Genomic DNA, 24,302 nt, shown 5'->3' with positions numbered 1-24,302 from the left:
GCTACTTCTCCTGCTCCTTGAGCTGGGGGCGGCCGGGCTGCTCGCCGCCGCGCTCCTTGATGTACGTCTCGGTCGGCACCATCACCTTGCGGCGGAACACGCAGACCAGCGTGCCGTCCTGCTTGTAGCCCTTGGTCTCGACGTACACGATCCCGCGGTCGTTCTTCGACCTGGACGGCGTCTTGTCGAGGACCGTGGTCTCGCCGTAGATCGTGTCCCCGTGGAACGTCGGCGCCACGTGTTTCAGCGACTCGACCTCCAGGTTGGCGATCGCCTTGCCCGACACGTCCGGCACCGACATGCCCAGGAGCAGCGAGTAGATGTAGTTGCCGACCACGACGTTCTTGCCGAAGTCCGTTGTGTTCTCGGCGTAGTTGGCGTCCATGTGCAGCGGGTGGTGGTTCATCGTCAGGAGACAGAAGAGGTGGTCGTCGTACTCCGTGACGGTCTTCCCGGGCCAGTGCTTGTAGACCGCGCCGACCTCGAACTCCTCGTAGGTGCGTCCGAATTGCATGGGCTCAGGCCTCCGGGGCTTCGAACTTGGACGTGCGCTCCATGCCCGCGGCCCGGCCCTTGCCCGAGATGACGAGCGCCATCTTGCGGCTGGCCTCGTCGATCATCTCGTCGCCGAGCATCGCGGAGCCCTTCTTGCCGCCCGCCTCGGACGTGTAGTAGTCGTACGCGTCCAGGATCAACTCGGCGTGGTCGAAGTCCTCTTGGGACGGCGAGAAGATCTCGTTGGACGCCTCGACCTGGCCCGGGTGCAGCACCCACTTGCCGTCGAAACCGAGCGCGGCGGCCCGCTGGGCGACCGCGCGGTAGCCGTCGAGGTTGCGGATCTGCAGGTAAGGGCCGTCGATCGCTTGGAGGTTGTTGGCGCGGGCGGCCATCAGGATCTTCATCAGGATGTAGTGGTAGGCGTCCGCCGGGTACCCGGGCGGCTGTTCGCCCACCACGAGGGACTTCATGTTGATCGACGCCATGAAGTCGGCCGGGCCGAAGATGATCGTCTCGACGCGCTGGGAGGCCGTCGCGATCTCGTTGACGTTGTTGAGGCCCTGCGCGTTCTCGATCTGCGCCTCGATGCCGATCTTGCCGACCTCGAAGCCCATCGTCTTCTCGATCTGCGTGAGCAACAGATCGAGCGCTACGACCTGTTGGGCGTCCTGCACCTTCGGCAGCATGATGCAGTCGAGGTTCTGGCCCGCGCCCTCGACGACCGTGACGACGTCGCGGTACGTCCACTCGGTCGTCCAGTCGTTGACGCGCACGACCCGCGTCTTGCCCGTCCAGTCGCCCTCGTTGAGGAACTTGACGATGGTGTGCCGCGCCTCGGGCTTGGCGAGCGGCGCGCACGCGTCCTCCAGGTCCAGGAAGACCTGGTCGGCCGGGAGGCCCTGCGCCTTCTCCAGGAAGCGCGGGTTGCTTCCCGGGACGGCGAGACAGGAGCGCCGCGGGCGAAGCCGGTTGACGGGGGCGGGCGTGGTCATGCGGGGACCTCCATGGGGTCGAGCAGAGGGTCGAGCTTGTTCGCTTTCCGGATCTCGTCGACGATGCGGCCGATGATTCCGGTGATGTCGAAGTCCTTCGGCGTGAAGACCGCCGCGACTCCGGCGGCCCGCAGCGTTTCGGCGTCACCATTGGGGATGATCCCACCGGCGATGACAGGTATGTCTGTGGCACCGGCCACACGGAGCCGTTCGAGCACGTCCGGCACCAACTGGGCGTGCGAGCCGGAGAGGATGGACAGCCCCACCGCGTGCACGTCCTCGGCGAGGGCCGCGTCCACGATCTGCTCCGGGGTGAGCCGGATGCCCTGGTACACCACCTCGAAGCCGGCGTCACGCGCGCGTACGGCGATCTGCTCGGCGCCGTTGGAGTGCCCGTCCAGGCCCGGCTTGCCGACCAGGAAGCGCAGTTTCCCGGCGCCCATCTCGCGTGCCGTCACATCCACCTTGCGGCGGACCTCGGCCATCGCCGAGCCCTCCTCGGCGGGCACCGCCACCGGCGCCGACGAGACGCCCGTGGGCGCCCGGAACTCGCCGAACACCTCGCGCAGGGCCCCGGCCCACTCACCGGTCGTGACACCGGCGCGGGCGCACTCCAGGGTGGCCTCCATGAGGTTGCCGGTGCCCTTGGCGGCCTCCTTCAGCCGCTCCAGCGCCTTGCACGGGCGCGGGTGGTTGAACGGCGGCTGGTAGCGCGTGTCCCGCCAGCGCTGCAACGACTCGATGACCCGCGCCTCGACGGCCGGGTCGACCGTCTGGATCGCCGTGTCGAGGTCGGCGGTGAGGGGATTGGGCTCGGTCGTGTTGAAGATGTTGACGCCGACGATCTTCTCTTGACCGGACTCGATACGGCCCCGCCGCTCGGCATGCGAGGACACGAGCTGCGACTTGAGGTAGCCCGACTCGACGGCGGCCATCGCGCCGCCCATCTCCTCGATGCGGTCCATCTCGGCGAGGGACTCCTCGACCAGGGAGGCCACCTTCGCCTCGATGACGTGCGAGCCCTCGAAGATGTCCGCGTACTCCAGCAGGTCGCTCTCGTAGGCCAGCACCTGTTGCATGCGCAGCGACCACTGCTGGTCCCAGGGCCGGGGGAGCCCCAACGCCTCGTTCCACGCCGGGAGTTGCACGGCACGCGCGCGTGCGTCCTTCGACAGTGTCACGGCCAGCATCTCCAGAACGATCCGCTGGACGTTGTTCTCCGGCTGCGCCTCCGTCAGCCCCAGCGAGTTGACCTGCACGCCGTAGCGGAACCGGCGCTGCTTCGGGTTCTCGATGCCGTAGCGCTCGCGGGTGATCTCGTCCCAGATGCGGCCGAAGGCGCGCATCTTGCACATCTCCTCGATGAAGCGGACGCCCGCGTTCACGAAGAAGGAGATGCGGGCGACGACATCGCCCTTGCGGTCCTCGGGGATCTGGCCGGACGCGAACACCGCGTCCAGGACGGCGATCGCGGTGGACATGGCGTACGCGATCTCCTGGACCGGGGTGGCCCCGGCCTCCTGGAGGTGGTAGCTGCAGATGTTGATCGGGTTCCACTTGGGGATGTGGTTGACCGTGTAGCAGATCATGTCGGTCGTCAGCCGGAGCGAGGGCACCGGCGGGAACACGTGCGTGCCCCGCGACAGGTACTCCTTGACGATGTCGTTCTGGGTCGTGCCCTGGAGCTGGGTGATGTCCACACCCTGCTCCTCGGCGACGACCTGATAGAGCGCCAGCAGCCACATGGCGGTGGCGTTGATCGTCATCGAGGTGTTCATCTGGTCCAGGGGGATGTCCTGGAACAGCCGGCGCATGTCCCCGAGGTGCGCGATCGGCACACCGACCCGGCCGACCTCGCCGCGGGCGAGGACGTGGTCGGAGTCGTAGCCGGTCTGTGTCGGCAGGTCGAACGCGACCGACAGACCGGTCTGGCCCTTGGCGAGGTTGCGCCGGTACAACTCGTTGGACGCCTCTGCCGTGGAGTGACCGGCGTACGTGCGCATGAGCCACGGCCGGTCCCTTTCTTTTTGCGCCTTCGGCTGAGGGTGCTCTGTGCCGGTGTCGACGTTCCTCAGCCCGCGGTCGCTGCGCTCCCTTGTCTTCGTCTCTTTCGACACCGGCGCACCCTCAGCCGCAGGCGCTGTCTGGCGCTCAGTCATCTACGTGACCTCAGATGTTCCGGAAGCGGTTGATGGCGTCGATGTGCTGGGCGCGCTTCTCCTCGTCGCGCACACCGAGGCCCTCCTCGGGGGCGAGGCAGAGGACGCCGACCTTGCCCTGGTGGAGGTTGCGGTGGACGTCGTAGGCGGCCTGGCCGGTCTCCTCCAGGGAGTACACCTTGGAGAGCGTCGGGTGGATCTTGCCCTTGGCGACCAGCCGGTTGGCCTCCCAGGCCTCGCGGTAGTTGGCGAAGTGCGAGCCGATGATCCGCTTCAGGGACATCCACAGGTAGCGGTTGTCGTACTCGTGGTTGAACCCGGAGGTCGATGCGCAGGTGACGATCGTGCCGCCCTTGCGGGTGACGTAAACGCTTGCGCCGAAGGTCTCGCGGCCCGGGTGCTCGAAGACGATGTCCACGTCCTCGCCGCCGGTCAGCTCACGGATCCGCTTGCCGAAGCGCTTCCACTCGCGCGGGTCCTGGTTGTGCTCGTCGGCCCAGAACTTGTAGTCCTCGGCGGTGCGGTCGATGATCGCCTCGGCGCCCATCGCCCGGCAGATGTCCGCCTTCTGGGGCGACGACACGACACAGATGGGGTTGGCGCCGCCCGCGAGGGCGAACTGCGTGGCGTACGAGCCGAGTCCGCCGCTCGCGCCCCAGATGAGGACGTTGTCGCCCTGCTTCATGCCGGCGCCGTTGCGGGAGACCAGCTGCCGGTAGGCGGTGGAGTTCACCAGCCCCGGGGCGGCGGCCTCCTCCCACGACAAGTGGCCCGGCTTGGGCATCAGTTGGTTCGACTTGACGAGCGCGATCTCGGCGAGCCCGCCGAAGTTCGTCTCGAAGCCCCAGATCCGCTGCTCGGGGTCGAGCATCGTGTCGTTGTGCCCGTCGCTCGACTCCAGCTCCACGCTCAGGCAGTGCGCGACGACCTCGTCGCCGGGCTTCCAGGCGTTCACGCCGGGGCCGGTGCGCAGGACGACGCCCGCGAGGTCGGAGCCGATGACGTGGTACGGCAGGTCGTGCCGCTTGGTGAGCTCGCTGAGCTTGCCGTAGCGCTCCAGGAACCCGAACGTCGACAGGGGCTCGAAGATCGACGTCCACACGGAGTTGTAGTTGACGCTCGACGCCATGACGGCCACCAGGGCCTCGCCCGGGCCGAGTTCGGGCACCGGGACGTCGTCGAGGTGGATCGACTTGCGGGGGTCCTTGTCGCGGGTGGTGAGGCCCGCGAACATGTCCGTCTCGTCCTTGTGTACGGTGATCGCGCGGTACGACTCGGGGAGCGGCAGGGCGGCGAAATCGGCCGGAGTCGAGTCCGGCGACTGGATCGCTTCGAGGATGTCCTTCACGGTCACGGTGTTGCCTCCGGCGGTGAGCGCCCTGAGGGAGGGGCGCTGACGGTTACGTCGGTGCTGCTGCTGAGGGTGGGTGCTGAGGTGCCGTCGGTTCGGCGGGTGGTGCTTCGGCAGCGCTTTGTGGCGCGGGAGGGTGCCTGTGACGCAGGCGTCCGGGCGCGCACCCCAGTGGTGAGGTGCGGGGACAGCCGACGTACGAAAGGTCTCTGCACGCCGGCCGCCCGGACACCTTCAACGTATGACACTGCGTGTCACCTCGCAAGGCACCGAGTGCCATGAATCGCTCTCAGGTGAAATCTTTACGTAACAAATGAGCGATGATCGATCGAACGGCGTCTGAAAGGTGCCTGAAAACCTGCTCTGACATGCCAAAACGGCCACCCCGCAGGGTGGCCGTCATCACACAGGGGCGGGGGCTCAGCGGTCCCGCAGCGCCTCTTCGATGGTCCGCATGACCTCGTCCAGCGGGGCGTCGGTGCGGGCGACCGTCACCAGAACCTCGCCCTGCTGGTGCACCATCGCGGTGGCCGGCTTGGGGGTCGTGGTGCGGCCGGCGCCGATACCGCTGCCGAACGTCTTCCGTACGATCCCGAAGGCGTGGTCGAGCTGTGCCTCGACGTCGCCCTGGCCGCCGGCCCGCAGCCAGCGCCGCAGCACGTGGTTGTGGGCGGTGACCACGGCCGAGGCGGCGACCTCGGCGAGCAGCGGGTCGTCGTTGGCGTCGTCGTCGTGCGCGTGCTCGTCGAAGTGGCCCAGGAGATAGCGCGTGAACAGCCGCTCGTAGCGGGCCACCGACGCGATCTCGGCCTCGCGCAGGGTGGGCACCTCGCGCGTCAGCTTGTAGCGGGCGACCGAGATCTCCGGCTGGGCCGCGTACATGCGCATGACTTCCTTGATGCCCCGGCAGACCGTGTCGAGCGGGTGCTCGTGCGCGGGGGCCGCGTTGAGGACCGCCTCGGCCCGGATCAAGGTGTCGTCGTGGTCGGGAAAGATCGCCTCTTCCTTGGAGCGGAAGTGGCGGAAGAACGTCCGGCGCGCGACCCCGGCCGCGGCCGCGATCTCGTCGACGGTGGTCGCCTCGTACCCCTTGGTCGCGAACAGCTCCATCGCGGCCGCCGCCAACTCGCGCCGCATCTTGAGGCGCTGGGCGGCGGCGCGACTGCCCGCGGCACTCTCCGGTGCGTCGGGCGTGGCAGGTGTACGGGAGGGCTTGGCGGGCTGGGGCATGACCCGAACGTACTGCATGTGCGCAGCTTGGCGCGCACGTCGGAGGTTTCCCCCGCCCACCGTGGGCAGGGGTCCTCCGGTGGGGTCGAGCAGCCCGCCCCAGTCCCCGTCGATCCCGGACAGGTCCTCCGGATGCTCAGCGGCGGGCATATTCGCGGAAGCCGCGGCCCGTCTTGCGGCCGAGGCAGCCCGCGGCCACCAGGTGCTCCAGGAGCGGCGCCGGAGCCAGGCCCGGGTCGCGGAATTCGCGGTGCAGGACCTTCTCGATGGCCAGGGAGACGTCCAGCCCGACGACGTCCAGCAGCTCGAAGGGGCCCATCGGGTAGCCGCCGCCCAGCTTCATCGCGGCGTCGATGTCGTCAAGCGATGCATAGTGCTCCTGCACCATCTTGATCGCGTTGTTGAGGTACGGGAACAGCAGTGCATTGACGATGAATCCAGCTCGGTCACCACAGTCAACCGCATGCTTCTTGATCTTGACGCAGACCTCGTGAACTGTTGATTGGACGTCATCACCCGTCAACACCGTACGGACGACCTCGACCAACTTCATCGCTGGTGCAGGGTTGAAGAAGTGCATGCCGATCACGTCCTGCGGACGCGAGGTGGCACGGGCGCACGCGACGACCGGCAGCGACGAGGTCGTGGTGGCCAGGACCGCGCCCGGCTTGCAGACCTTGTCCAGCGTCGCGAACAGCTGCTGCTTGATCTCCAGGTCCTCGGCGACCGCCTCGACGGCGAGATCGACGTCCGCGAAGGAGTCGTAGGAACCCGCCGGCGTGATCCGCTCCAGGGTCTGCGCGGCGGCCTCGGCGGTCATCCGCCCTCGGTCGACAGAGCGCGAAAGCGACTTGCCGATACGGGACTTGGCGACCTGCGCCTTCTCCTCGCTGCGCGCGGCGAGCACGACGGCGTACCCGGCCTTGGCGAAGACCTCGGCGATCCCGGACGCCATGGTCCCGGAACCGGCGACCCCGACCGAGCGGACCGTACGGCCCGGCGTGAGCCGCGCGCCCTCGGCCGGCGTCAGCGCGTCCCGCACGACGGCCGCGCTGCCGGGAGCCTCGTAGGAGTAGAAGCCGCGGCCTGTCTTACGGCCGGTCAGGCCCGCCTCGCTGAGCTGCTTCAGGATCGGCGCGGGGGCGTGCAGACGGTCGTGGGACTCGGCGTACATGGCCTCCAGGACCGTGCGCGCGGTGTCGATGCCGATGAGGTCGAGGAGCGCGAGCGGGCCCATCGGCAGTCCGCAGCCGAGCCGCATCGCCGCGTCGATGTCCTCGCGGGAGGCGTACTTCGCCTCGTACATCGCGGCCGCCTGGTTGAGGTAGCCGAACAGCAGCCCGTCCGCGACGAACCCGGGCCGGTCGCCGACCGCGACGGGCTCCTTGCCCAGCTCGATCGCCAGCTCGGTGACGGCGGCGACGGCGGCGGGCGCGGTCAGCACCGACGAGACGACCTCCACCAGCTTCATCGCGGGCGCCGGGTTGAAGAAGTGCAGCCCCAACACCCGCTCCGGGCGGGCCGAATCGGCCGCCAGCCGGGTCACGGAGAGAGCGTTCGTGCCGGTCGCGAGGATGGTGTCGGGGCGCACGATCCCGTCCAGCTCACGGAAGATCTGGTGCTTGATCTCGTACGACTCCGGGGCGACCTCGATGACCAGGTCGGCGTCGGCCGCGGCGCTCAGGTCGGTGGAGGTGCGGACGCGGGCCAGGGCGTCGGTGCGCTCCTGCTCGGTCAGCCGGCCGCGTCGCACGGCGTGGGCGGTCGCGGTCTCCAGGGCGGCGACGGCGTGGGAGGTCGCGGCCTCGCTGACGTCGATGCCGACGACCTCGCGGCCGGCCCGGGCGAGGACCTCGGTGATACCGGTGCCCATCGTGCCGAGACCGACGACGGCAATGGTCTTGAACGGGGACAGGGGAGCGTCGGACAGGGGAGCTGCCATCGCGGGACTCCTGGAATGAGGGTGACGACTGGGAGCGCGCTCGTACGCCGAGGGGCGCACGGGTGCGAGAAGGAGTGCGGGTGGTGCCGGGCAACGAGCGCACACGCCCGGCGAGAAGAGGGAGTTCCGACCGGCCCTGTCCCAGGCCTGGTCGTACCGCGGTACACGAGGCACCGAACCGACTGCACTCACGGCGGCTGCGTCACCAGGCCGCCGTAAGGAGATACGCGAGTGGGTAACTCGCTCACCTGAGCTTAACCGGTGAGTAACGAGCGCGCCAGCCCCCGAGTTTGTGATGTAGGTCCCGGGCTTCCTGTGGCACCCATAGGCTCGGTTTCATGGACGAAGAGTTGCGATCACTCACGGAGCGCTTACGGCAGGAGTCGGGAGGGGCGGTGCCGTACGAGCGACTCGTGGCGACCGGCGACCCCGACGAACTGGCGGAGGTGCTCACGGCCGTCGGACAGCCGCTCTGGGCCCGGGAGTTGGCCGCGTTCCGCCTCGGCCTCGCCGGCGACCGGCGTGCCTTCGAGTCCCTCGTCCTGTTCCTCAACCACCGCGACCCACCCCGCTGCGCCTCCGCCGCGTACGCCCTGGCCCGCCTCGACGACCCCCGCACCGCCCGCGCGGCCGCCGCCCTCGCCACCAACGAACTCCGCGTCGCCTACGCCCTGCACCCCGTCCGCCTCCTGGCCGACCTCCACGCCCCCGAGTCGGTCCCGGCCCTCATCACCACCCTCCAGCGCCGCCTCCGCCCGCACGACCCGTACCGCCGCGTGGCCCTGGCCTGCGTCGAGGGCCTCGGCGAACTGGCCGACCCGCGCGCCAGACCGGTACTGAACGACGCGCTCGCGCACCCGGCGTTGGCGGAGGCGGCGGTGTATGCGTTGGGGAGGATTCCGAGGCAGCGGTGAGTGGGCGGTCGGTGGGGAGACTGGATCCGGGTTCGCGGGCGTTCGGCACGGCGGCCCCTCACCCGCTCAACTCCCTGACGTACCGCACCTCGGGCACCAACACCCCCTCCACCTCGTACGGCTCCTCCACCCCGTCCGCCCGAAACCCGGCCCGTTCGTAGAAGCGGCGGGCGCGGGCGTTGCCCCGGACGACCCAGAGGTAGACGTGGTCGTGACCGAGGGCAGCGGCTCGCCGTAGGGCCTCCTGCATCAGGGCCCGCCCCGCGCCGGTGCCCACGTGCTTCGGGTCGAGGTAGAGCGCGTACAACTCGGCGTCCTCGGTGCGGAGTTCGCCCTCGCGGTACGGGCCGAGCGCGGCCCAGCCGATGATCTCGTCGCCCACTGAAGCGACGAGGTTCAGCACGCTGCCGTCGCTCTCCGCGAAGCGGGCCCGGCGGCGTTCGGCGTCGGCCGCCGCGCTGAGGGCGTCCAGGAAGGGCTGCGGCATGAGGCCCCGGTACGCGAACTGCCAGCCCAGGACGCGGATTTCGGAGACGCGGTCGCAGTCGGCGAGGGTCATGGGGCGGATGCGGAGGGGATCGGCGTCGTCCATGGCGGCACCCTAGGGAGGTGCCGACCGGGCCCGCCTCCGAATTAGCCGCGCCCCCTTCCGAATTACTCGGCTTGCTCGGCGACCACCGCGAACGCCTCGATCTCCATCAGGAACTCCGGTCGCACCAGCGCGGCGACCTGGACGGCCGAGGCGGCGGGGAGCCGGTCGTCGGGTATGTGCGCCGCGCGGGCCGTGCGGACGGCCGGCATGTGGGACATGTCCATGACGTAGTAGGTCAGTTTGATCACGTCGTCGAACGTGGCGCCCGCGGCGGCCAGGCAGCGGCGGAGGTTCTCGAAGACCTGTCGGGCCTGCGCCGCCGCGTCGCCCTCGCCGACGAGCTTGCCGTCCTCGTCCAGGGCGAGCTGGCCGGAGATCGCGACGAAGCGGCCGGTGCCCGTCACGACGTGCGTGTAGGCCGCCGCGGGGGCGACGCCGTCGGGGGCGGGAATCCTCGTCAGTCCACTCATGCGTCCATGGTGGACCATGGGTCTGACAACGAGGATTCCCGCCCCCGAGGGACGTTCAGGCGGGGCTCAGCCGCGGAAGCCCAACAGGCCGTGCAGCGTCGAACCATGTGCCGTGCTCGTCGCCGCCTTCGCCGTGGTCAGCGGTTTCGGGTCCGGCGTCTTCTGGCACACCGCGTCGATCTCGCCGCCACTGCGCGGCACCTTGCCGTTGGTCAGATACGTCGCCAGGTACTTGTCCAGGCAGGCGTTCCCGCTCAGCGTGATGCCGTGGTTCCCGCCGCCCTGCTCGACCACGAAGCTCGAACCGGCCAGCATCTGGTGGACCGTGGCGCCGCCCTCGTACGGAGTGGCCGCGTCGTTCGTCGCCTGGAACAGCAGCACCGGCGGCAGCTTGCCGTTGGCGATGTTGATCGGCTGCTTCGTCTTCGTCGGCCAGAACGCGCACGGCGCGTTGTACCAGGCGTTGTTCCACACCATGAACGGCGCCTTGTCGTAGGCCGCCCAGTTGTCCTTGCGCCACTGGTTCCAGTCGCGCGGCCAGGACGCGTCACGGCACTGCACCGAGGTGTAGACGCTGTACCCGTTGTCCCCGGAGGCGTCGATCGCGGCGAAGTTCTCGTACGTCTCGACCAGCGGATCGGCGTTCTTGTCGTTCACGTAGGCCGCGAACGCCTCGGCGAGATAAGGCCAGTAGCCGTTGTAGTAGCCGCCCGGGATGAAGGTGTCCTCCAGTTCGGAGGCCCCCACCTTCCCACCGGCCGGCTTCTTCGCGAGCGCCTTCCGCATCGCGTACCACTTGGCCTCGATCCTGGCCGGGTCGGTGCCGAGCTTGTACGTCGAGTCGTACTTCGCGATCCACGCCATGAGCGCCTGCTGGCGGTCGTTGAAGGCGTAGTCCTGCCCGAGGTTGTCGTCGTACCAGACACCGGTGGGGTCGACGATGGAGTCGAGGACCAGGCGGCGCACGCGCTCCGGGTAGAGCTTGGCGTACACGGCGCCCAGGTAGGTGCCGTAGGAGTAACCGAAGTAGTTGATCTTCTTCGCGCCGAGCGCCGCCCGGATCGAGTCCATGTCCCGCACGGCGCTGATCGTGTCGATGTACGGCAGCACGCTCGCGTACTTCTTGCCGCAGGCGGCCGCGAACGCCTTCACGCGCGTGAGGTTGGCCTTTTCCAGCGCGGGGGTGCTGGGTACGGAGTCGGGGCGCACCGGGTTGAAGTAACCGGGCTTGCAGTCGAGGGCCGGGGTGCTCTTGCCGACGCCGCGCGGGTCGAAGCCGATGACGTCGTACTGGGACGCCACCGCCTTGGGCAGCGAGGACGCGACGAATCCCGCGAGGGTCAGCCCGCTGCCGCCGGGGCCGCCGGGGTTGACCAGCAGCGGACCCTGGTACGTCTTCGCGGTGTGCGGGACGCGGGACAGGGCGAGCGTGATCTGCCTGCCGTGCGGGTTCGCGTGGTCCAGGGGCACCTTGACGCTCGAGCACTGGAGCGTCGGGTAATTGGTGGTGGCGCAGGACTTCCAGGTGAGGTTCGCGACCTGGACGGCGGTCGTGGGGCGCGCGGTGCTCGCGTCGGCGGGGAGAGCGGTGACCGTCCCGGCCACGACGACGGCGGCACCGCACAGTACGGCTGCGCGTTTTCTCATACGTCCTCCCAGGACGGAGAGGCGGCGGCCGCGGGTTTCGCGGTCCGTCCTCGCCGCATAGTCCCGAAATCCCGGGGCGGAAGAACCTGTTCAGCCGATACTTGACCCAATTGGGCCGCCGGATGCGCTCGAACGCCCTGGGATCGGTGAGAAGCGCCCCCCAGGTCGACGCCCTCAGATCAGCGTGAGCTGCGTCGGCTCGGACACCGGCTCGTCCGCCGGGTCCGGCGGCTCGGGGATCCGGCGCGGCATCCCCGCGCGCGCGGGACCGATGCCGTACTCCTGCGCCAGGTCGTGGACCTGACGGGTGATCCGGCGCTGGTACCACTTCGGGGCGTACGCGCCCTCCGCGTACAGGCGCTCGTAGCGGCGCACCAGGTGCGGGTGATGCTGTCCGAGCCACGCCATGAACCACTCGCGGGCGCCGGGCCGCAGATGCAGTACCAGGGGAGTCACCGAGCTGGCCCCGGAGGCCGCTATCGCCCTTACGGTGGCGCGCAGTTGGGCCGGGTGGTCGCTCAGGAAGGGGATCACCGGGGCCATCAGAACGCCGACGTCGATGCCGTGCCCGGTCAGGGTCCGTACGGCGTCCAGGCGTCGCTCCGGGGAGGGCGTGCCGGGCTCCACCGTGCGCCACAGCGCCGGGTCGGTGAAGCCGACGGAGACGGAGATGCCGACGTCGGTGACCTCGGAGGCCTGCACCAGGAGGTCCAGGTCGCGCAGGATCAGCGTGCCCTTGGTGAGGATCGAGAAGGGGTTCGCGTGGTCGCGCAGGGCGCCGAGGATGCCCGGCATCAGCCGGTAGCGGCCCTCCGCGCGCTGGTAGCAGTCGACGTTCGTGCCCATCGCTATGTGCTCGCCCAGCCAGCGCCGGGAGCCGAGCTGGCGGCGCAGCAGGTCCGGCGCGTTCACCTTGACCACGATCTGCGAGTCGAAGCCGAGGCCGGTGTCGAGGTCCAGGTAGCTGTGCGACTTGCGGGCGAAGCAGTACACGCACGCGTGGGAGCACCCCCGGTACGGGTTGACCGTCCACTCGAAGGGCATCCGGGACGCCCCCGGCACCCGGTTGATGATCGAGCGGGCCCGCACCTCGTGGAAGGTGATCCCGCGGAACTCGGGTGTGTCGAAGGTACGGCTGACCACGGCGTCCGCGCCGAACAGCGCGGCGTCGGCCGTCCGGCTGTGGCCGCCGGAATCGGCGGTGAGGTTCTCCCAGCGCATGACGCCTCCTAAGTAGGCCTGCCCTCCGAGTGAAACACTTGTTCGAATTACTGTGCAAGTGTCATTCCCGAGCCGTTCCCGATCGCTTCCGGCGCCTTGAGGCACCCCGATTTGGGTGGCCGTGGGCGGGGGTGGTTGGCTTGCACCGACCCCGAGAACCGATGTCCTGACTCATGTCCTGGAGGAAACCGATGGCGCAGGTCGAGGCGACTACCGAGCGGGTCGTCGCAGCCGACGCGGAGGCTGTCTTCGACGCCCTCGCCGACTACAGCGGCACGCGCGCGAAGGTGCTGCCCGAGCAGTTCAGCGAGTACGAGGTGCGCGAGGGCGGCGACGGCGAGGGCACCCTCGTCCACTGGAAGCTCCAGGCCACCAGCAAGCGCGTCCGCGACTGCCTCCTGGAGGTCACCGAGCCGACCGACGGCGAACTGGTCGAGAAGGACCGCAACTCCACGATGGTCACCACCTGGCGGGTCACCCCGGCCGGTGAGGGCAAGTCCCGCGTCGTCGTGACCAGCACGTGGAACGGCGCCACCGGCATCGGCGGCTTCTTCGAGCGCACCTTCGCCCCCAAGGGCCTCGGCCGGATCTACGACCTGGTCCTCGACCGGCTCGCCACCGAGGTCGAGAAGTAGGCCTCAAGGGCCAAGCCTCCAGGGCGCGTTGACGCCCTGACCGCGTTCCTCACCGGTTCGAGTGGATCTCCGTTCGAGCCGGGCGTACGCCGTAACTCGTCACGCTTGCTCGCAGTTGTCGCCTAAAGCGGGAATTGTGCGGCAGGCGCGACGAGGGGAGCGGTACGTGGGCGGGACGACTCTGGTGCAGGACGAACAGGCCCCGGCACCCCCGGAGACCCCCGTCCCCGCACCCGTCGAGAAGGCCGAACTCAGCCCGCGCCGCGTGCGGTTGGTGTTCCTCGGCCTGATGCTCGCGCTGCTGCTCGCGGCCCTCGACCAGATGATCGTCGCCACCGCGCTCCCGAAGATCGTCGGCGAACTGCACGGCCTGGACAAGATGTCCTGGGCCATCACCGCCTACCTCCTCACCTCCACGGTCGGCCTCCCGGTCTACGGCAAACTCGGCGACCTCCTCGGCCGCAAGAGCGTGTTCCAGTTCGCGATCGGCGTCTTCGTCATCGGCTCCGCGCTCTCGGGCCGCGCCCAGTCCATGGACCAACTCATCGCGTTCCGCGCGGTGCAGGGCATCGGCGCGGGCGGACTCATGATCGGTGTGCAGGCGATCATCGCGGACATCGTGCCGCCCCGGGAGCGCGGCCGCTTCATGGGCCTGATCGGCGCCACCTTCGGACTCGCCTCCGTGGCGGGGCCGTTGCTCGGCGGCTACTTCACCGACCACCTCTCCTGGCGCTGGTGCTTCTACATCAACGTGCCGTTCGGCGTGGTGACGTTCGCCGTCGTGACCGTCGTACTGAAACTGCCGAAGCCGACTGCCAAGGCGCGCCTCGACATCCTCGGCGCGCTCCTCCTCGCCGCCGCCTCAACGTGCCTGGTCCTGCTGACCAGTTGGGGCGGGACCGAGTACGCCTGGGGCTCGCACGTCATCCTCGGGCTCGGCGCGGGAGCCGTGGCCGCCGCGGTGCTCTTCCTCGTCGCCGAGCGCTTCGCGCCCGAACCCCTCATCCCGCTACGGCTGTTCAAGGACGCCGTCTTCAACGTCACCGCCCTCGTGGGCCTGGTGATCGGGGTCGCGCTGTTCGGGGCCGCCAGCTATCTGCCGACCTTCCTTCAGATGGTCGACGGGGCGAGTGCCACCGAGTCGGGCCTGCTGATGCTGCCGATGATGGGCGGCATCGTCGGCGCGTCGATCATCTCCGGCCAACTCATCAGCCACACCGGCCGGTACAAGATCTACCCGCTCCTCGGCAGCGCGCTGGCCACCCTCGGGATGTGGCTGCTCTCCCGGCTCGAAGTCGACACGTCCCGGCTGCAGTACAGCGTCTGGATGGCCGTGCTGGGCGCCGGTATCGGCATGGTGATGCCCGTCCTCGTCCTGGCCGTGCAGAACTCCGTACGGCCCGCCGACCTCGGCACCGCCACCAGCGCCAACAACTACTTCCGGCAGATCGGCGGCAGCGTCGGCGCCGCCATCTTCGGCACCCTCTTCGCCAACCGGCTCACCGACGCCCTGCGCGACCGCATCCCCGCGCGCGCGGGCGCCGGTCTCCCCGACCCCGAGTCCATCACCCCGCAGCTCGTCCACACGCTGCCCCCGGCCCTGCGCGACGGCTACATCCAGGCGTACGCCGACGCCATGCCGCGGATCTTCCTCTACCTGGTGCCGGTGCTCGCCCTCGGCCTGCTCATCGCCTTCTTCCTCAAGGAGAAACCGCTGGTGTCCCACAACGCCCCCGCCGAGACGTCCGAGACCGCGCCCCTCAACTCCCCGATCCCGCAGGCCCTCCCCCAACCTTCGGCCGGGGGGACCCCCATCTCGCTTCGCTCGGCGTACGCGGCCGGAATCCCCGTCTGCGGCACGGTGCAGCACCCCGACGGGACCGTCGTACCCCGGGCCGCGCTCACCCTCATCGACGTCTCCGGACAGCAGATCGGGCGCGGCGCCAGCGGCGCGGACGGGCGGTACGCGCTGTCGACGCCCGGCTCCGGGTCGTACGTCCTGATCGCGGCGGCCGGCGGGCACCAGCCGCAGGCGGTGTCCGTGACCGTGGGGGAGCGGCCGGTCGAACTGGACGTCGTCCTCGGCGGCGCCGGACGCCTTGCCGGAAGTGTGCTGACCGCGGACGGCACCCCGGTGCGGGAGGCCGCCGTGACGCTCACCAACGTGCACGGCGAGGTCGTGGCCAGTACGCGCAGCGGGCGTGAAGGCGGTTATGTCATCAGCGAGTTGGTGGCCGGCGAGTACACCCTCGCCGCGAGCGCGCCCGCGTTCCGCCCGGCCGCGCTCCCCGTCAGCGTGCAGGCGTCCCGCGAGACCCGCCAGGACGTCGAACTCGCCGGCGGCGCCGTGCTGCGCGGCACGGTCAGGGCGAGCGGCGGGCGGCCCGTCGAGGACGCGCGCGTGACGCTCCTGGACGCGGCGGGCAACGTCGTGGACACGCTCACCACGGGACCCGACGGAACGTTCCGGTTCGTCGACCTGTCCTCCGGCGAGTACACGGTGATCGCCGCCGGGTACCCGCCCGTGGCCACCGTGCTCCAAGTGGCGGGCGGGGGACGCACCGAGCGCGATCTCCAACTGGGCCACGAGGACTGACTCCTGCCCCACGGAGCGCGCAGGCGCACGCCGGTGCGATGGAGTGGAACCAATTCCAGGAATGCCACACATCGCCACCGGTCGCCCCCGTAGCGTGGTGAGTGGCGGTACAGATCTTGCGGAGCCGTGGGGAGAGAGGGCCTGGGCCATGGACCGTGGCACCGAGCGGGAGACACCTCCCGGCCGCGGGGCCGGGGACGACGTGGTGCTCGAACACACCGCGACGGGCCGGGTCCCCCTCGCCGTGATCCTCGTCGACCGCGACGGCCTCGTCTCGCACTGGAGCCGCGGCGCACGGCGCCTCTTCGGCGCCACCAAGGAAGAGGCGATCGGCCAGCCGGCCCTCGACCTGCTCCCCGTCTCCGGCGCCCTGCCCGACGACGAAGAGCCCAGTCCCTACGGCGGGTTCACGGCCTACGACGGACTCGGTCCCGACCTGGAGTCCTCCCTCGACGGACGCCTGTCCTACCCGGCCGCCGGACGCGCCCGCCTCACCGTCCCCGAGCGCGACCGCGTGGACGTCCTGTGGTGGGCGTACCCCCTGGTCGGCCCCGGACAGGAACGGCTGCTGGTGCTCGCCGCCGACGCGGGCGGCCTGCGCCAGGACCTCCCGGAAGCCGACCGCGCCTTCGAGCGCATAGCACCGGGCTTCGCCCTGCACACCGACTTCCCCGGCGCCGACGAACTCGCCCGCAGGCTCCCCGAGATCCTGCCCAGCATGAGCGTCGGCGAGAGCGCCCGCATCGTCGCCCAGGTCCTCGAACTGGGCTATCCCGTCCTGGAGTTCAGCCAGAACGAGCGGGTGCCGGTGACCCCCGACTGGGGCGTCGCCCGCCGCGCCGAGCGCAAGGCCCGCCGCGAGCGCGCCGCCCTCGCCGCGGCCGAGGGACTTCCCCTCCCGCAGGACGTCGCGGACGAGGGCGAGGACCTCGAATACGCCGCCGTACGCGAGCGGTTGGAGTTCCTCAACGAGGTCAGCGGACGCATCGGCACCTCGCTCGACCTCGCGCAGACCATCATCGAGGTCAGCAAGGCCGTCGTCCCCAAGTTCACGGACGTCGCCGGGACTTACCTCCGCGAACAGGTCGTCGCCGGTGAGGGCTTCCCGGACGGCGTGCCCGACACCACCACCATGTGGCACCGGGTCGCCCTGGAGCACACCGACGAACCCGGCCGCTGGGACGACGTCGTACCGGTCGGCGAGGCCATGCCGTTCCCCGCGCACACCCCGTTCTTCCAGTGCATGACCAGCGGCGAACCCGTCCTCGTGCCGCGCATCAGCGAACAGATGGGGCACATGATCGCCTCGCAGTTCGAGAAGCGCGACATCCGGCCGCTGATCACCGGCCGCTCCATGCTCGTCGTCCCGCTCAAGGCCCGCAACGTCGTCCTCGGCTTCATGATCCTGCTGCGCCACCCGGAGCGCGTCGAGTTCAACGACATGGACCGGGTCACCGGCGCCGAACTCGCCGCCCGGGCAGGCCTGGTGCTCGACAACGCGCGCATGTACACCTACCAGGAGTCCGTCGCCGAGACCCTCCAGGACAGCATGCTGCCGCACATCCCGCCGCGCATGGCGGGCTGCGACATCGCCACCCGCTATCTGCCCGGCACGCTGCTCGGCCGGGTCGGCGGCGACTGGTTCGACTCGGTGAAACTGCCCGGCGCCCGCACCGCGCTCGTCGTCGGCGACGTCATGGGCCACGGCCTCAACTCGGCAGCGATGATGGGCCAGTTGCGCACCGCCGTGCAGACCATGGCCGCCATGGACCTCCCGCCCGCCCAACTCCTGCGCAACCTCGACGACTTGGCGCAGCGCCTCGGCGACTCGTACCTCGCGACCTGCCTGTACGTCGTCTACGACCCGATCGCGAGCGAACTCCACATCGCCAACGCGGGCCACATCCCGCCGGTGATCGTGCGAGCCGGCGACGGCCGCAGCGAGCTGCTCGACCTGCCCACGGGTGCGCCCATCGGCGTCGGCGGGGTGCCCTTCGAGGCGGTTCGCGTGCGGGTGGCGCCCGGCGACCGGCTCGTGATGTGCACCGACGGGCTCGTCGAGGTGCGCGGCGAGGACATCGGCGTAGGACTCGCGGCCCTGAGCGAGTCGGCCGCGCATCCGGCCGCGTCCATGGACGACGCCTGCGACACCATCATCCGCACCCTCAACACCCGCGGCGGCCGCAAGGACGACGTCGCCCTCCTGATGGCCCGCCTCAACGGCATCGAGCCCGACGACGTCGCCGAGTGGCGGCTCTCCCTCGACCCGGTCGAGGCCGGCCGGGCCCGCGCGGCGGTCCGTGAACAGCTCCACGCGTGGGGCCTGACCCAACTCGCCGACAACGCCGCCCTGTTGGCGGGCGAGCTGGTCACCAACGCCGTACGGCACTCGCACGGCCGCCGGATCGCGCTGCGTCTGATACGCGGCGACACGCTGCTGTGCGAGGTGGACGACGACGATCCCACCCTGCCGTCCCTGCTCGGCGCGGGCCCCGACGACGAGTTCGGCCGCGGACTGCACCTGGTCGGCGTGCTCGCCCGCGAATGGGGAGCCAGCCGTACGACCACGGGCAAGACCGTGTGGTTCGAACTCACCCTGCCGCGCCGCTGAAGCGGGTGCGACCGAGGGGGTGCAAGGGGCGCACAACGGCGTACACCGGTCGAATGAGCGGTGAAGGAATGCGCCGTGTGCTTGTGAGCGGGACCGGGGCGCGATAGACCGTACTGGCCCGTCACTTACGGCGGAACGGCCTCGCATCCTGGGGAGTTGGGCATGAGCGTGACCAGTCGGTACCGGGAGGCCTGGGAAGGTTTCTGGCGCGAGGCGCCCGACGGACAGGGAGCCGTCTTCTGGGACGCGGCGGCCGCGCAGACGGTGGGACTCCATCTCGCCCTGTTCGAGCCGAAGTTGCGCGATCCCGGTCTGCGGATGGTGGACCTCGGGTGCGGCAACGGCACTCAAACCCGGTTCCTCGCGGACCGGTTCAGCCATGTGGTCGGCGCCGACCTGTCCGCCGCGGCCCTCGATCACGCCCGGCACGCCGACCCGGCGGGACAGGCGGCCTACCGGCTGCTGGACGCCGCCGACAAGACCGAGGTCGAGACCCTGCACGCCGAACTCGGCGACGCCAACGTCTACATGAGGGGCGTACTGCACCAGGTCGAGCCCGACGACCGGCAGCCGCTGGTCGACGGGATCGCCACCCTCATCGGCGAGCGCGGCCACGCCTTCCTCGTCGAACTCGCCGAGGCCGCCCGCCCGATCATCGGCGAGCTGGCCCAGGACCCGGCGGGCCCGCCCGCGAAACTCGCCCCGGTCCTCCGCCACGGCATCGCCCCCGGCGACGTGCCCGACGACGAGGTGCCGGAACTCCTGCGCGCGGCCGGTCTCACCATTCTCGCGAGCGGTGAACTTCCGCTGATCACCACCGAGTTCACCGCCGACGGCGCGCGCATCGAACTGCCGTCGAAGTGGGTGATCGCGAGCCGTACCACCTGAGACGGCAGGGGGAGGCGGGGCGGCTCACCGCCTCCCCCCACCCGCACTACCCGAACTGGTGCTTGAGGAACGAGCCGGACCACGCCATCAGGTCCGCGGGCACGTAGTAGCCCTTCTCGTCGTTGATCGCGTCCCAGTTCTTCGCCACGTCCTCGACCGAGGCGTCGCCCCCCTCGTGCGCGTACCCCTCCGTCGAGGCCAGGAAGACCCGCGCGAACCGGCCCGCGCCGGCCGTGTAGATCTCCCCGCTCACCGGGCAGTCCTCGTGCGCGAGATAGGCCACCATCGGTGCGACGGCCGCCGACGGCATGTACGGCATGCCCTCCGCGGTCTGTGCCGGCTCCTCCTCAGGGCCGCCGCCCATCCGGGTCATCGCGGCCGGTGCGATCAGGTTGACCTTGATGTTGTGCGGCTCTCCGGCCAGCTTCGCGCTGCGGGCCATACCGACCGTGCCGGCCTTCGCGGCGGCGTAGGACAGGTTGTTGTCCATGCCGAACATGCCGCTGGAGGTGGTCAGGACGACCCGGCCGTAGCCCTGCTCGACGAAGTGCGGCCAGGCGGCGCGCATCGTGTTGAACGAGCCGAGCAGGTGGACGGCCAAGTGCCGTTCCAGGTTGTCGAGTTCGATCTCCGGCAGGCCCGCGTAGCGGATGATTCCGGCGTTGTTGACGAGGACGTCGATCCGCCCGAAGTTCTGGATCGCGGTGTCGATGATGGCCTCGCCGCCCGCCTGCGTGGACACGTCGTGGGTGTCGGCCACGGCCTCCCCGCCGGCGGCGACGATCTGGTCGACGACCTTCTGTGCGGGTCCGGCGTCCGAGCCCTCGCCCTCCATCGACCCGCCCAGGTCGTTGACGACGACCTTCGCCCCGCGTTCCGTCAAGAGGCGGGCGTAGGCGCGGCCGAGGCCGCGGCCCGCGCCGGTGACGACGGCGACGCGTCCTTCGAAGCCGAACTCGCTCATGGGTGACTCCAGTTGTGTGCGGGTGACAGCGTGGGTGCTACCAGGCGACCGGCAGCTCGTGCAGGCCGTAGGCGAGCGCGTCGTCGCGGCGGAACCTCAACTCGTCGAAACCGACGGCCAGTCGGAGGGTCGGGACGCGGCGGTACAACGTGCCGTAGACGACCTGGAGTTCGATGCGGGCGAGCTGCTGGCCGAGGCACTGGTGGATGCCCCAGGCGAAGGCGTGGTGGTGCCGCGCCTCGCGGGAGATGTCGAACCTCTCCGGCTCGGGGAAGGCCGCCGGGTCCCAGTTGCCCGCGGGCAGCGCGACGACGATGCCCTCGCCGGCCTTGATGGTGACGCCCTCGATCTCGATGTCCTCGGCGGCGATCCGCCGCTGCCCGAGCGCCGGGATCGTCAGATAGCGCAGGATCTCCTCGACCGCGTTCGCGACGACCTTGGGGTCGTCCGTGCCGCGCAGCAGGGCGAGTTGCTCGGGGTTCTGGAGGAGCAGGGCGGTGCCCAGGGTGATCATGCTGGCGCTGGTCTCGTGGCCGGCGATCAGCAGGATCATGCAGAGCATGACGGCCTCGGGCAGGGTGACCTCGCCCGCCTTGATCCGCCCGGCGAAGTCCGAGATGACGTCGTCGCTCGGCTCCTCCATCCGCTTCTGGAGCAGACCGGCCAGATACCCGCCGAGCGCCTGGTTCGCCGCCCGGTCCTGCTCGGCGGTCTTGTCGCTGCGGGTCGCCAGCGAGGCGTGCTCCTGGAAGAACTCGTGGTCCTCGTACGGCACTCCGAGCAGCGCGCAGATCATCAGCGAGGGCAGCGGCAGCGACAGCGCGGCGTTCAGGTCCGCCGGGTTCGGGCCCGCGAGCATCTTGTCGATCAGCTCGTCGGTGAACCGCTGGATCTCCGGCCGCAGCTTCTCCATCCGGTTGCGTGTGAACGGAGCCGTCATCATGCGGCGGATCCGCGTGTGGTCGGCGCCGTCGGCGTTGAAGATGGTCAGCGGGTGATGGGGAGCGTTCTCCGCCATCGCCTCGTTCGGGTACGGGAACCCGGGCTGTTTGTCGTCGGAGCTGACCCGCGGGTCGGACAGGATCACGCGCTGCGCGGCATGCCCGGTCACCAGCCACGGGGTGCTGCCGTCCCAGATCCGGCCCCGGGACACGGGCGCCGTCTCGTTCAGGGCGCGCAGCCCGGCGGGCGGGGCGAACGGGCAGGCGCGGTCGCGTGCGCCCGGGTAGTCGAAGAGCTCCGCGTCAGGGGCGGCGAGTTCCGTCTCGGCCTCGGACATGGTCGTTCCTCCAGGTGAGGGTGGGGGGAAGGGCGATGAGGGGAGGGGCGGTCATTCCTCGATGCGGATCGCCAGCGCGGGGCACACCGCCGCGGCGTTCCGTACGTCGTCGGCCAGTTCGGCCGGCGGGTTCTCGTTCAGCAGGACGACGATGCCGTCCTCGTCGCGCTGGTCGAACACGTCCATGGCGGCGGCGACGCACTGCCCGGCGGCGACGCATTTGTCCTCGTCGACGACAACCTTCATGGCAACTCTCCTGATCGTTCCGGGTCGTTCAGTGGGCGGGAGCGGGGGAGGGGACCGCGTCGACGATCTCCTGACGGCGCTGTCTGGCCTGCTTGGGCATGTTCCAGCCGAGGATCCCGGTGACCCGGCCCCCGCTGCGGTAGCGCGCGACGAACCGGCGGGCAGCCAACTCCCCGTCCACGACGTCCACTTCGGCATCCGCCGGCAGGAACCCGTGCACCTGGAGCTTGGCGTCGAACTGATCGGTCCAGAAATACGGCACCGGCTCGTACGCCCGGTCCTCGCCGAGGATCGCCCCGGCGACCGCCATGGCCTGCTCGGTGGCGTTGGTGCGGTTCTCCAGCCGGATCAGCCGGCCGAGCTGTTCGTGGTGCCAGCGGGCCACGTCACCGACGGCGTAGATCCCCGGCGCGGCCTGGCAACGGGAGTCGCACACCACGCCGTTGTCGAGTTCGAGCCCGCTGTCGGCCAGCCACTCCGTCGCCGGGGTCGCCCCGATCGCGACCACGACCACATCGGCGGACAGTACCTCGCCGGTGCTCAACTCGACGCCGGTGACCCGGCCTTGGGCGCCGGTCAGGCCCACGACGCCGTTGCCGAGCCGGAGTTGCACCCCCCGTTCCGTGTGCAACTCCGCCAGCAGCCCCGACACCAGCGGGCCCACCTGGAGGGCCAGCGGTCCCGTCAGCGGGCCCGCGAGGGTGACCTCCAGGCCCAACGTCCGTGCGGTGGCGGCGATTTCGGAGCCGAGCACCCCCTCGCCGACGACCACCAGACGTGACCCGGCGAGCAGATCCGTGCGCAGTGCGAGCGCGTCGTCGAGGGTGCGCAGCACATGCACACCGGTCAACTCGCCCTGTCCGGGCAGCACTCGGGGCCGTACGCCGGTGGCGATCACGATCGCGTCGGCGCTCAACTCGCGCCCGGACTCGGTGCGTACGGTCCGGGTCGTGGTGTCCAGGGCGACCGCCGGGTCGCCGAGCACGAACTCGGTGTCGAGGCCGGACAGCATCTCCTCGGTGCGCAGGGCGGCGCGGGCAGGCTCCCAGGCGCCGGAGAGGATCTGCTTGGAGAGCGGCGGACGGTCGTACGGGGCGTGCGGCTCGGCGCCGAGCACCGTGATCCGGCCCGTGTACCCCTTGCGCCGGAGGGCCTCCACCGTGGTCAGCCCGGACGCGGAAGCGCCCACCACCAGCACGTGGGCCACGGACCCGGTGTCGTCCTCGATGCTCATGTTCTGCTCCGTTGCAGCGTTGGTGCGATGGTCTGTGCGGCGCTCACGCCAGATAGCGCCCGCCGTTGACACTGAGGGTCTGGCCGGTGACGTAGGCGGCTTCCTCGGAGGCGAGGTACGCCACCGCGTAGGCGATGTCCTCCGGCTCGCCGGCCCGCTTCATCGGCATGGTGGCGGCGGCCGCCTCCACGTCGACCGGACCCTCGCGGACCAGGGGGGTGTCGATGAAGCCGGGCGGCACGTGGTTCACGGTGATGCCCTGGCCGATGTACTCGACCGCGAGGGCCCGGGTGAGGGCTATGACGCCGCCCTTGGAGGACGCGTAGTGGGCCATGGCGGGCGCGCCGGTCTGCGCGGAGGACGAGGAGATGTTGACGATCCGGCCCCAGCCCGCCTCGACCATGTCCGGCACCAGCTCCCTGGTGACGAGGAACGGGCCCTTGAGGTTGATCCCGATCATGCGGTCCCAGGAGGCCTCGGAGATGCTCGTGAACGGCTCGTAGGCGGTGATGCCCGCGTTGTTGACGAGGATCGTGACCGGGCCGAGCTCCTCGCGGGTGCGGGCTGCTGCCCGGGCCACGGCGCCGGCCTCGGCCGCGTCGCCGGGGACGGCGATCGCCGTACCGCCGGATTCCTGGATGGCCGCCGCGGTCTTCTCGGCGCCCTCGCTGTTCAGGTCCCACACCGCGACCGCGGCTCCCCTGGCCGCGAGCACCGTGGCGATCGCCTGGCCGATACCGCGGCCGCCGCCGGTGACGACGGCGACCTTCCCTTGAAGTGACATGTGCGCTCCCTTGCGCTCGTGCGCGGTGCCGGAGGGCCGGACACCGGTG

Annotated in this window: 20 protein-coding genes; 5 read left to right on the top strand and 15 right to left on the bottom strand. The window is 70.2% G+C overall.

Annotated features, from left to right (window positions below; genetic code table 11):
• Window position 1: 1 nt before the first annotated feature.
• The 6 genes from OO69_RS06220 to OO69_RS06195 all read right to left on the bottom strand — a co-directional run bounded on the left by OO69_RS06220 (window position 2) and on the right by OO69_RS06195 (window position 8,172).
• Window positions 2-514, bottom strand: a complete 513-nt coding sequence (locus OO69_RS06220; protein WP_033279386.1) for a MaoC family dehydratase — start codon at window positions 512-514, stop codon at window positions 2-4.
• Between the two features lie 4 nt (window positions 515-518).
• Entirely contained in the window at window positions 519-1,490 is a 972-nt protein-coding gene (locus OO69_RS06215) for an HpcH/HpaI aldolase/citrate lyase family protein (RefSeq protein ID WP_033279385.1), read from the bottom strand.
• Window positions 1,487-3,565, bottom strand: coding sequence for a protein meaA (locus OO69_RS06210; RefSeq protein WP_078652324.1), 2,079 nt, complete (start codon window positions 3,563-3,565; stop codon window positions 1,487-1,489). Before OO69_RS06210 ends, OO69_RS06215 begins: the two co-directional genes overlap by 4 nt.
• A gap of 94 nt (window positions 3,566-3,659) precedes the next feature.
• Window positions 3,660-4,997 (bottom strand): crotonyl-CoA carboxylase/reductase, encoded by a 1,338-nt coding sequence (ccrA, locus tag OO69_RS06205; RefSeq protein WP_199810899.1) that lies wholly within the window; start codon window positions 4,995-4,997, stop codon window positions 3,660-3,662.
• Window positions 4,998-5,420: 423 nt separating this feature from the next.
• Window positions 5,421-6,248, bottom strand: a complete 828-nt coding sequence (locus OO69_RS06200) for a TetR family transcriptional regulator (protein WP_033279584.1) — start codon at window positions 6,246-6,248, stop codon at window positions 5,421-5,423.
• Between the two features lie 118 nt (window positions 6,249-6,366).
• On the bottom strand, window positions 6,367-8,172 hold the full coding sequence (locus tag OO69_RS06195; RefSeq protein WP_033279382.1) for a 3-hydroxyacyl-CoA dehydrogenase family protein: 1,806 nt from the start codon (window positions 8,170-8,172) through the stop codon (window positions 6,367-6,369).
• A gap of 338 nt (window positions 8,173-8,510) precedes the next feature.
• Between OO69_RS06195 and OO69_RS06190 the strand changes: the two genes are divergently transcribed.
• Entirely contained in the window at window positions 8,511-9,086 is a 576-nt protein-coding gene (locus OO69_RS06190; RefSeq protein WP_033279381.1) for an adenylosuccinate lyase, read from the top strand.
• Between the two features lie 58 nt (window positions 9,087-9,144).
• On the opposite strand, the gene OO69_RS06185 is transcribed toward OO69_RS06190, so the two are convergent.
• The 4 genes from OO69_RS06185 to OO69_RS06170 form a co-directional block, all read right to left on the bottom strand.
• The gene (locus tag OO69_RS06185) at window positions 9,145-9,678 is read right to left on the bottom strand and encodes a GNAT family N-acetyltransferase (protein ID WP_033279380.1); all 534 of its coding nucleotides are present in this window, start codon (window positions 9,676-9,678) and stop codon (window positions 9,145-9,147) included.
• A 62-nt stretch (window positions 9,679-9,740) separates the two neighbouring features.
• The gene (locus tag OO69_RS06180) at window positions 9,741-10,148 is read right to left on the bottom strand and encodes a RidA family protein (RefSeq protein WP_033279379.1); all 408 of its coding nucleotides are present in this window, start codon (window positions 10,146-10,148) and stop codon (window positions 9,741-9,743) included.
• A gap of 66 nt (window positions 10,149-10,214) precedes the next feature.
• Window positions 10,215-11,795: an alpha/beta hydrolase gene (locus OO69_RS06175; protein ID WP_033279378.1), complete on the bottom strand. Its 1,581-nt coding sequence runs from the start codon at window positions 11,793-11,795 to the stop codon at window positions 10,215-10,217.
• 174 nt (window positions 11,796-11,969) lie between these two features.
• On the bottom strand, window positions 11,970-13,016 hold the full coding sequence (locus OO69_RS06170; protein WP_033279377.1) for an Rv2578c family radical SAM protein: 1,047 nt from the start codon (window positions 13,014-13,016) through the stop codon (window positions 11,970-11,972).
• 191 nt (window positions 13,017-13,207) lie between these two features.
• Here OO69_RS06170 and OO69_RS06165 point away from each other — a divergent pair, with 191 nt between their 5' ends.
• The 4 genes from OO69_RS06165 (at window position 13,208) to OO69_RS06150 (ending at window position 19,746) form a co-directional block, all read left to right on the top strand.
• Window positions 13,208-13,651 (top strand): SRPBCC family protein, encoded by a 444-nt coding sequence (locus OO69_RS06165; RefSeq protein ID WP_033279376.1) that lies wholly within the window; start codon window positions 13,208-13,210, stop codon window positions 13,649-13,651.
• Between the two features lie 166 nt (window positions 13,652-13,817).
• Window positions 13,818-16,247 carry an MFS transporter gene (locus tag OO69_RS06160; RefSeq protein ID WP_033279375.1) on the top strand — a complete coding sequence of 810 codons (2,430 nt, stop codon included), beginning with the start codon at window positions 13,818-13,820 and terminating at the stop codon, window positions 16,245-16,247.
• A gap of 148 nt (window positions 16,248-16,395) precedes the next feature.
• Window positions 16,396-18,858, top strand: a complete 2,463-nt coding sequence (locus tag OO69_RS06155) for a SpoIIE family protein phosphatase (protein ID WP_033279374.1) — start codon at window positions 16,396-16,398, stop codon at window positions 18,856-18,858.
• Window positions 18,859-19,020: 162 nt separating this feature from the next.
• Entirely contained in the window at window positions 19,021-19,746 is a 726-nt protein-coding gene (locus tag OO69_RS06150; RefSeq protein WP_033279373.1) for a class I SAM-dependent methyltransferase, read from the top strand.
• 46 nt (window positions 19,747-19,792) lie between these two features.
• On the opposite strand, the gene OO69_RS06145 is transcribed toward OO69_RS06150, so the two are convergent.
• The 5 genes from OO69_RS06145 to OO69_RS06125 are packed head-to-tail and all read right to left on the bottom strand — an operon-like array spanning window position 19,793 to window position 24,253.
• A complete protein-coding gene (locus OO69_RS06145; protein ID WP_033279372.1) occupies window positions 19,793-20,710 on the bottom strand; it encodes an SDR family NAD(P)-dependent oxidoreductase in 918 nt (305 codons plus the stop codon).
• A 37-nt stretch (window positions 20,711-20,747) separates the two neighbouring features.
• Window positions 20,748-21,989, bottom strand: a complete 1,242-nt coding sequence (locus tag OO69_RS06140) for a cytochrome P450 (protein ID WP_033279371.1) — start codon at window positions 21,987-21,989, stop codon at window positions 20,748-20,750.
• A gap of 51 nt (window positions 21,990-22,040) precedes the next feature.
• Window positions 22,041-22,235, bottom strand: coding sequence for a ferredoxin (locus OO69_RS06135; protein WP_033279370.1), 195 nt, complete (start codon window positions 22,233-22,235; stop codon window positions 22,041-22,043).
• 28 nt (window positions 22,236-22,263) lie between these two features.
• Entirely contained in the window at window positions 22,264-23,469 is a 1,206-nt protein-coding gene (locus OO69_RS06130) for an NAD(P)/FAD-dependent oxidoreductase (protein ID WP_051800797.1), read from the bottom strand.
• A gap of 43 nt (window positions 23,470-23,512) precedes the next feature.
• Window positions 23,513-24,253 carry an SDR family NAD(P)-dependent oxidoreductase gene (locus OO69_RS06125; protein WP_033279369.1) on the bottom strand — a complete coding sequence of 247 codons (741 nt, stop codon included), beginning with the start codon at window positions 24,251-24,253 and terminating at the stop codon, window positions 23,513-23,515.
• Window positions 24,254-24,302 lie beyond the last annotated feature (49 nt).

Origin of the sequence: Streptomyces sp. NRRL F-525 (assembly GCF_000716605.1) — a bacterium.
Classification (GTDB): Bacteria; Actinomycetota; Actinomycetes; order Streptomycetales; family Streptomycetaceae; genus Streptomyces.
This window is presented reverse-complemented; position numbering and strand designations above follow the sequence as displayed.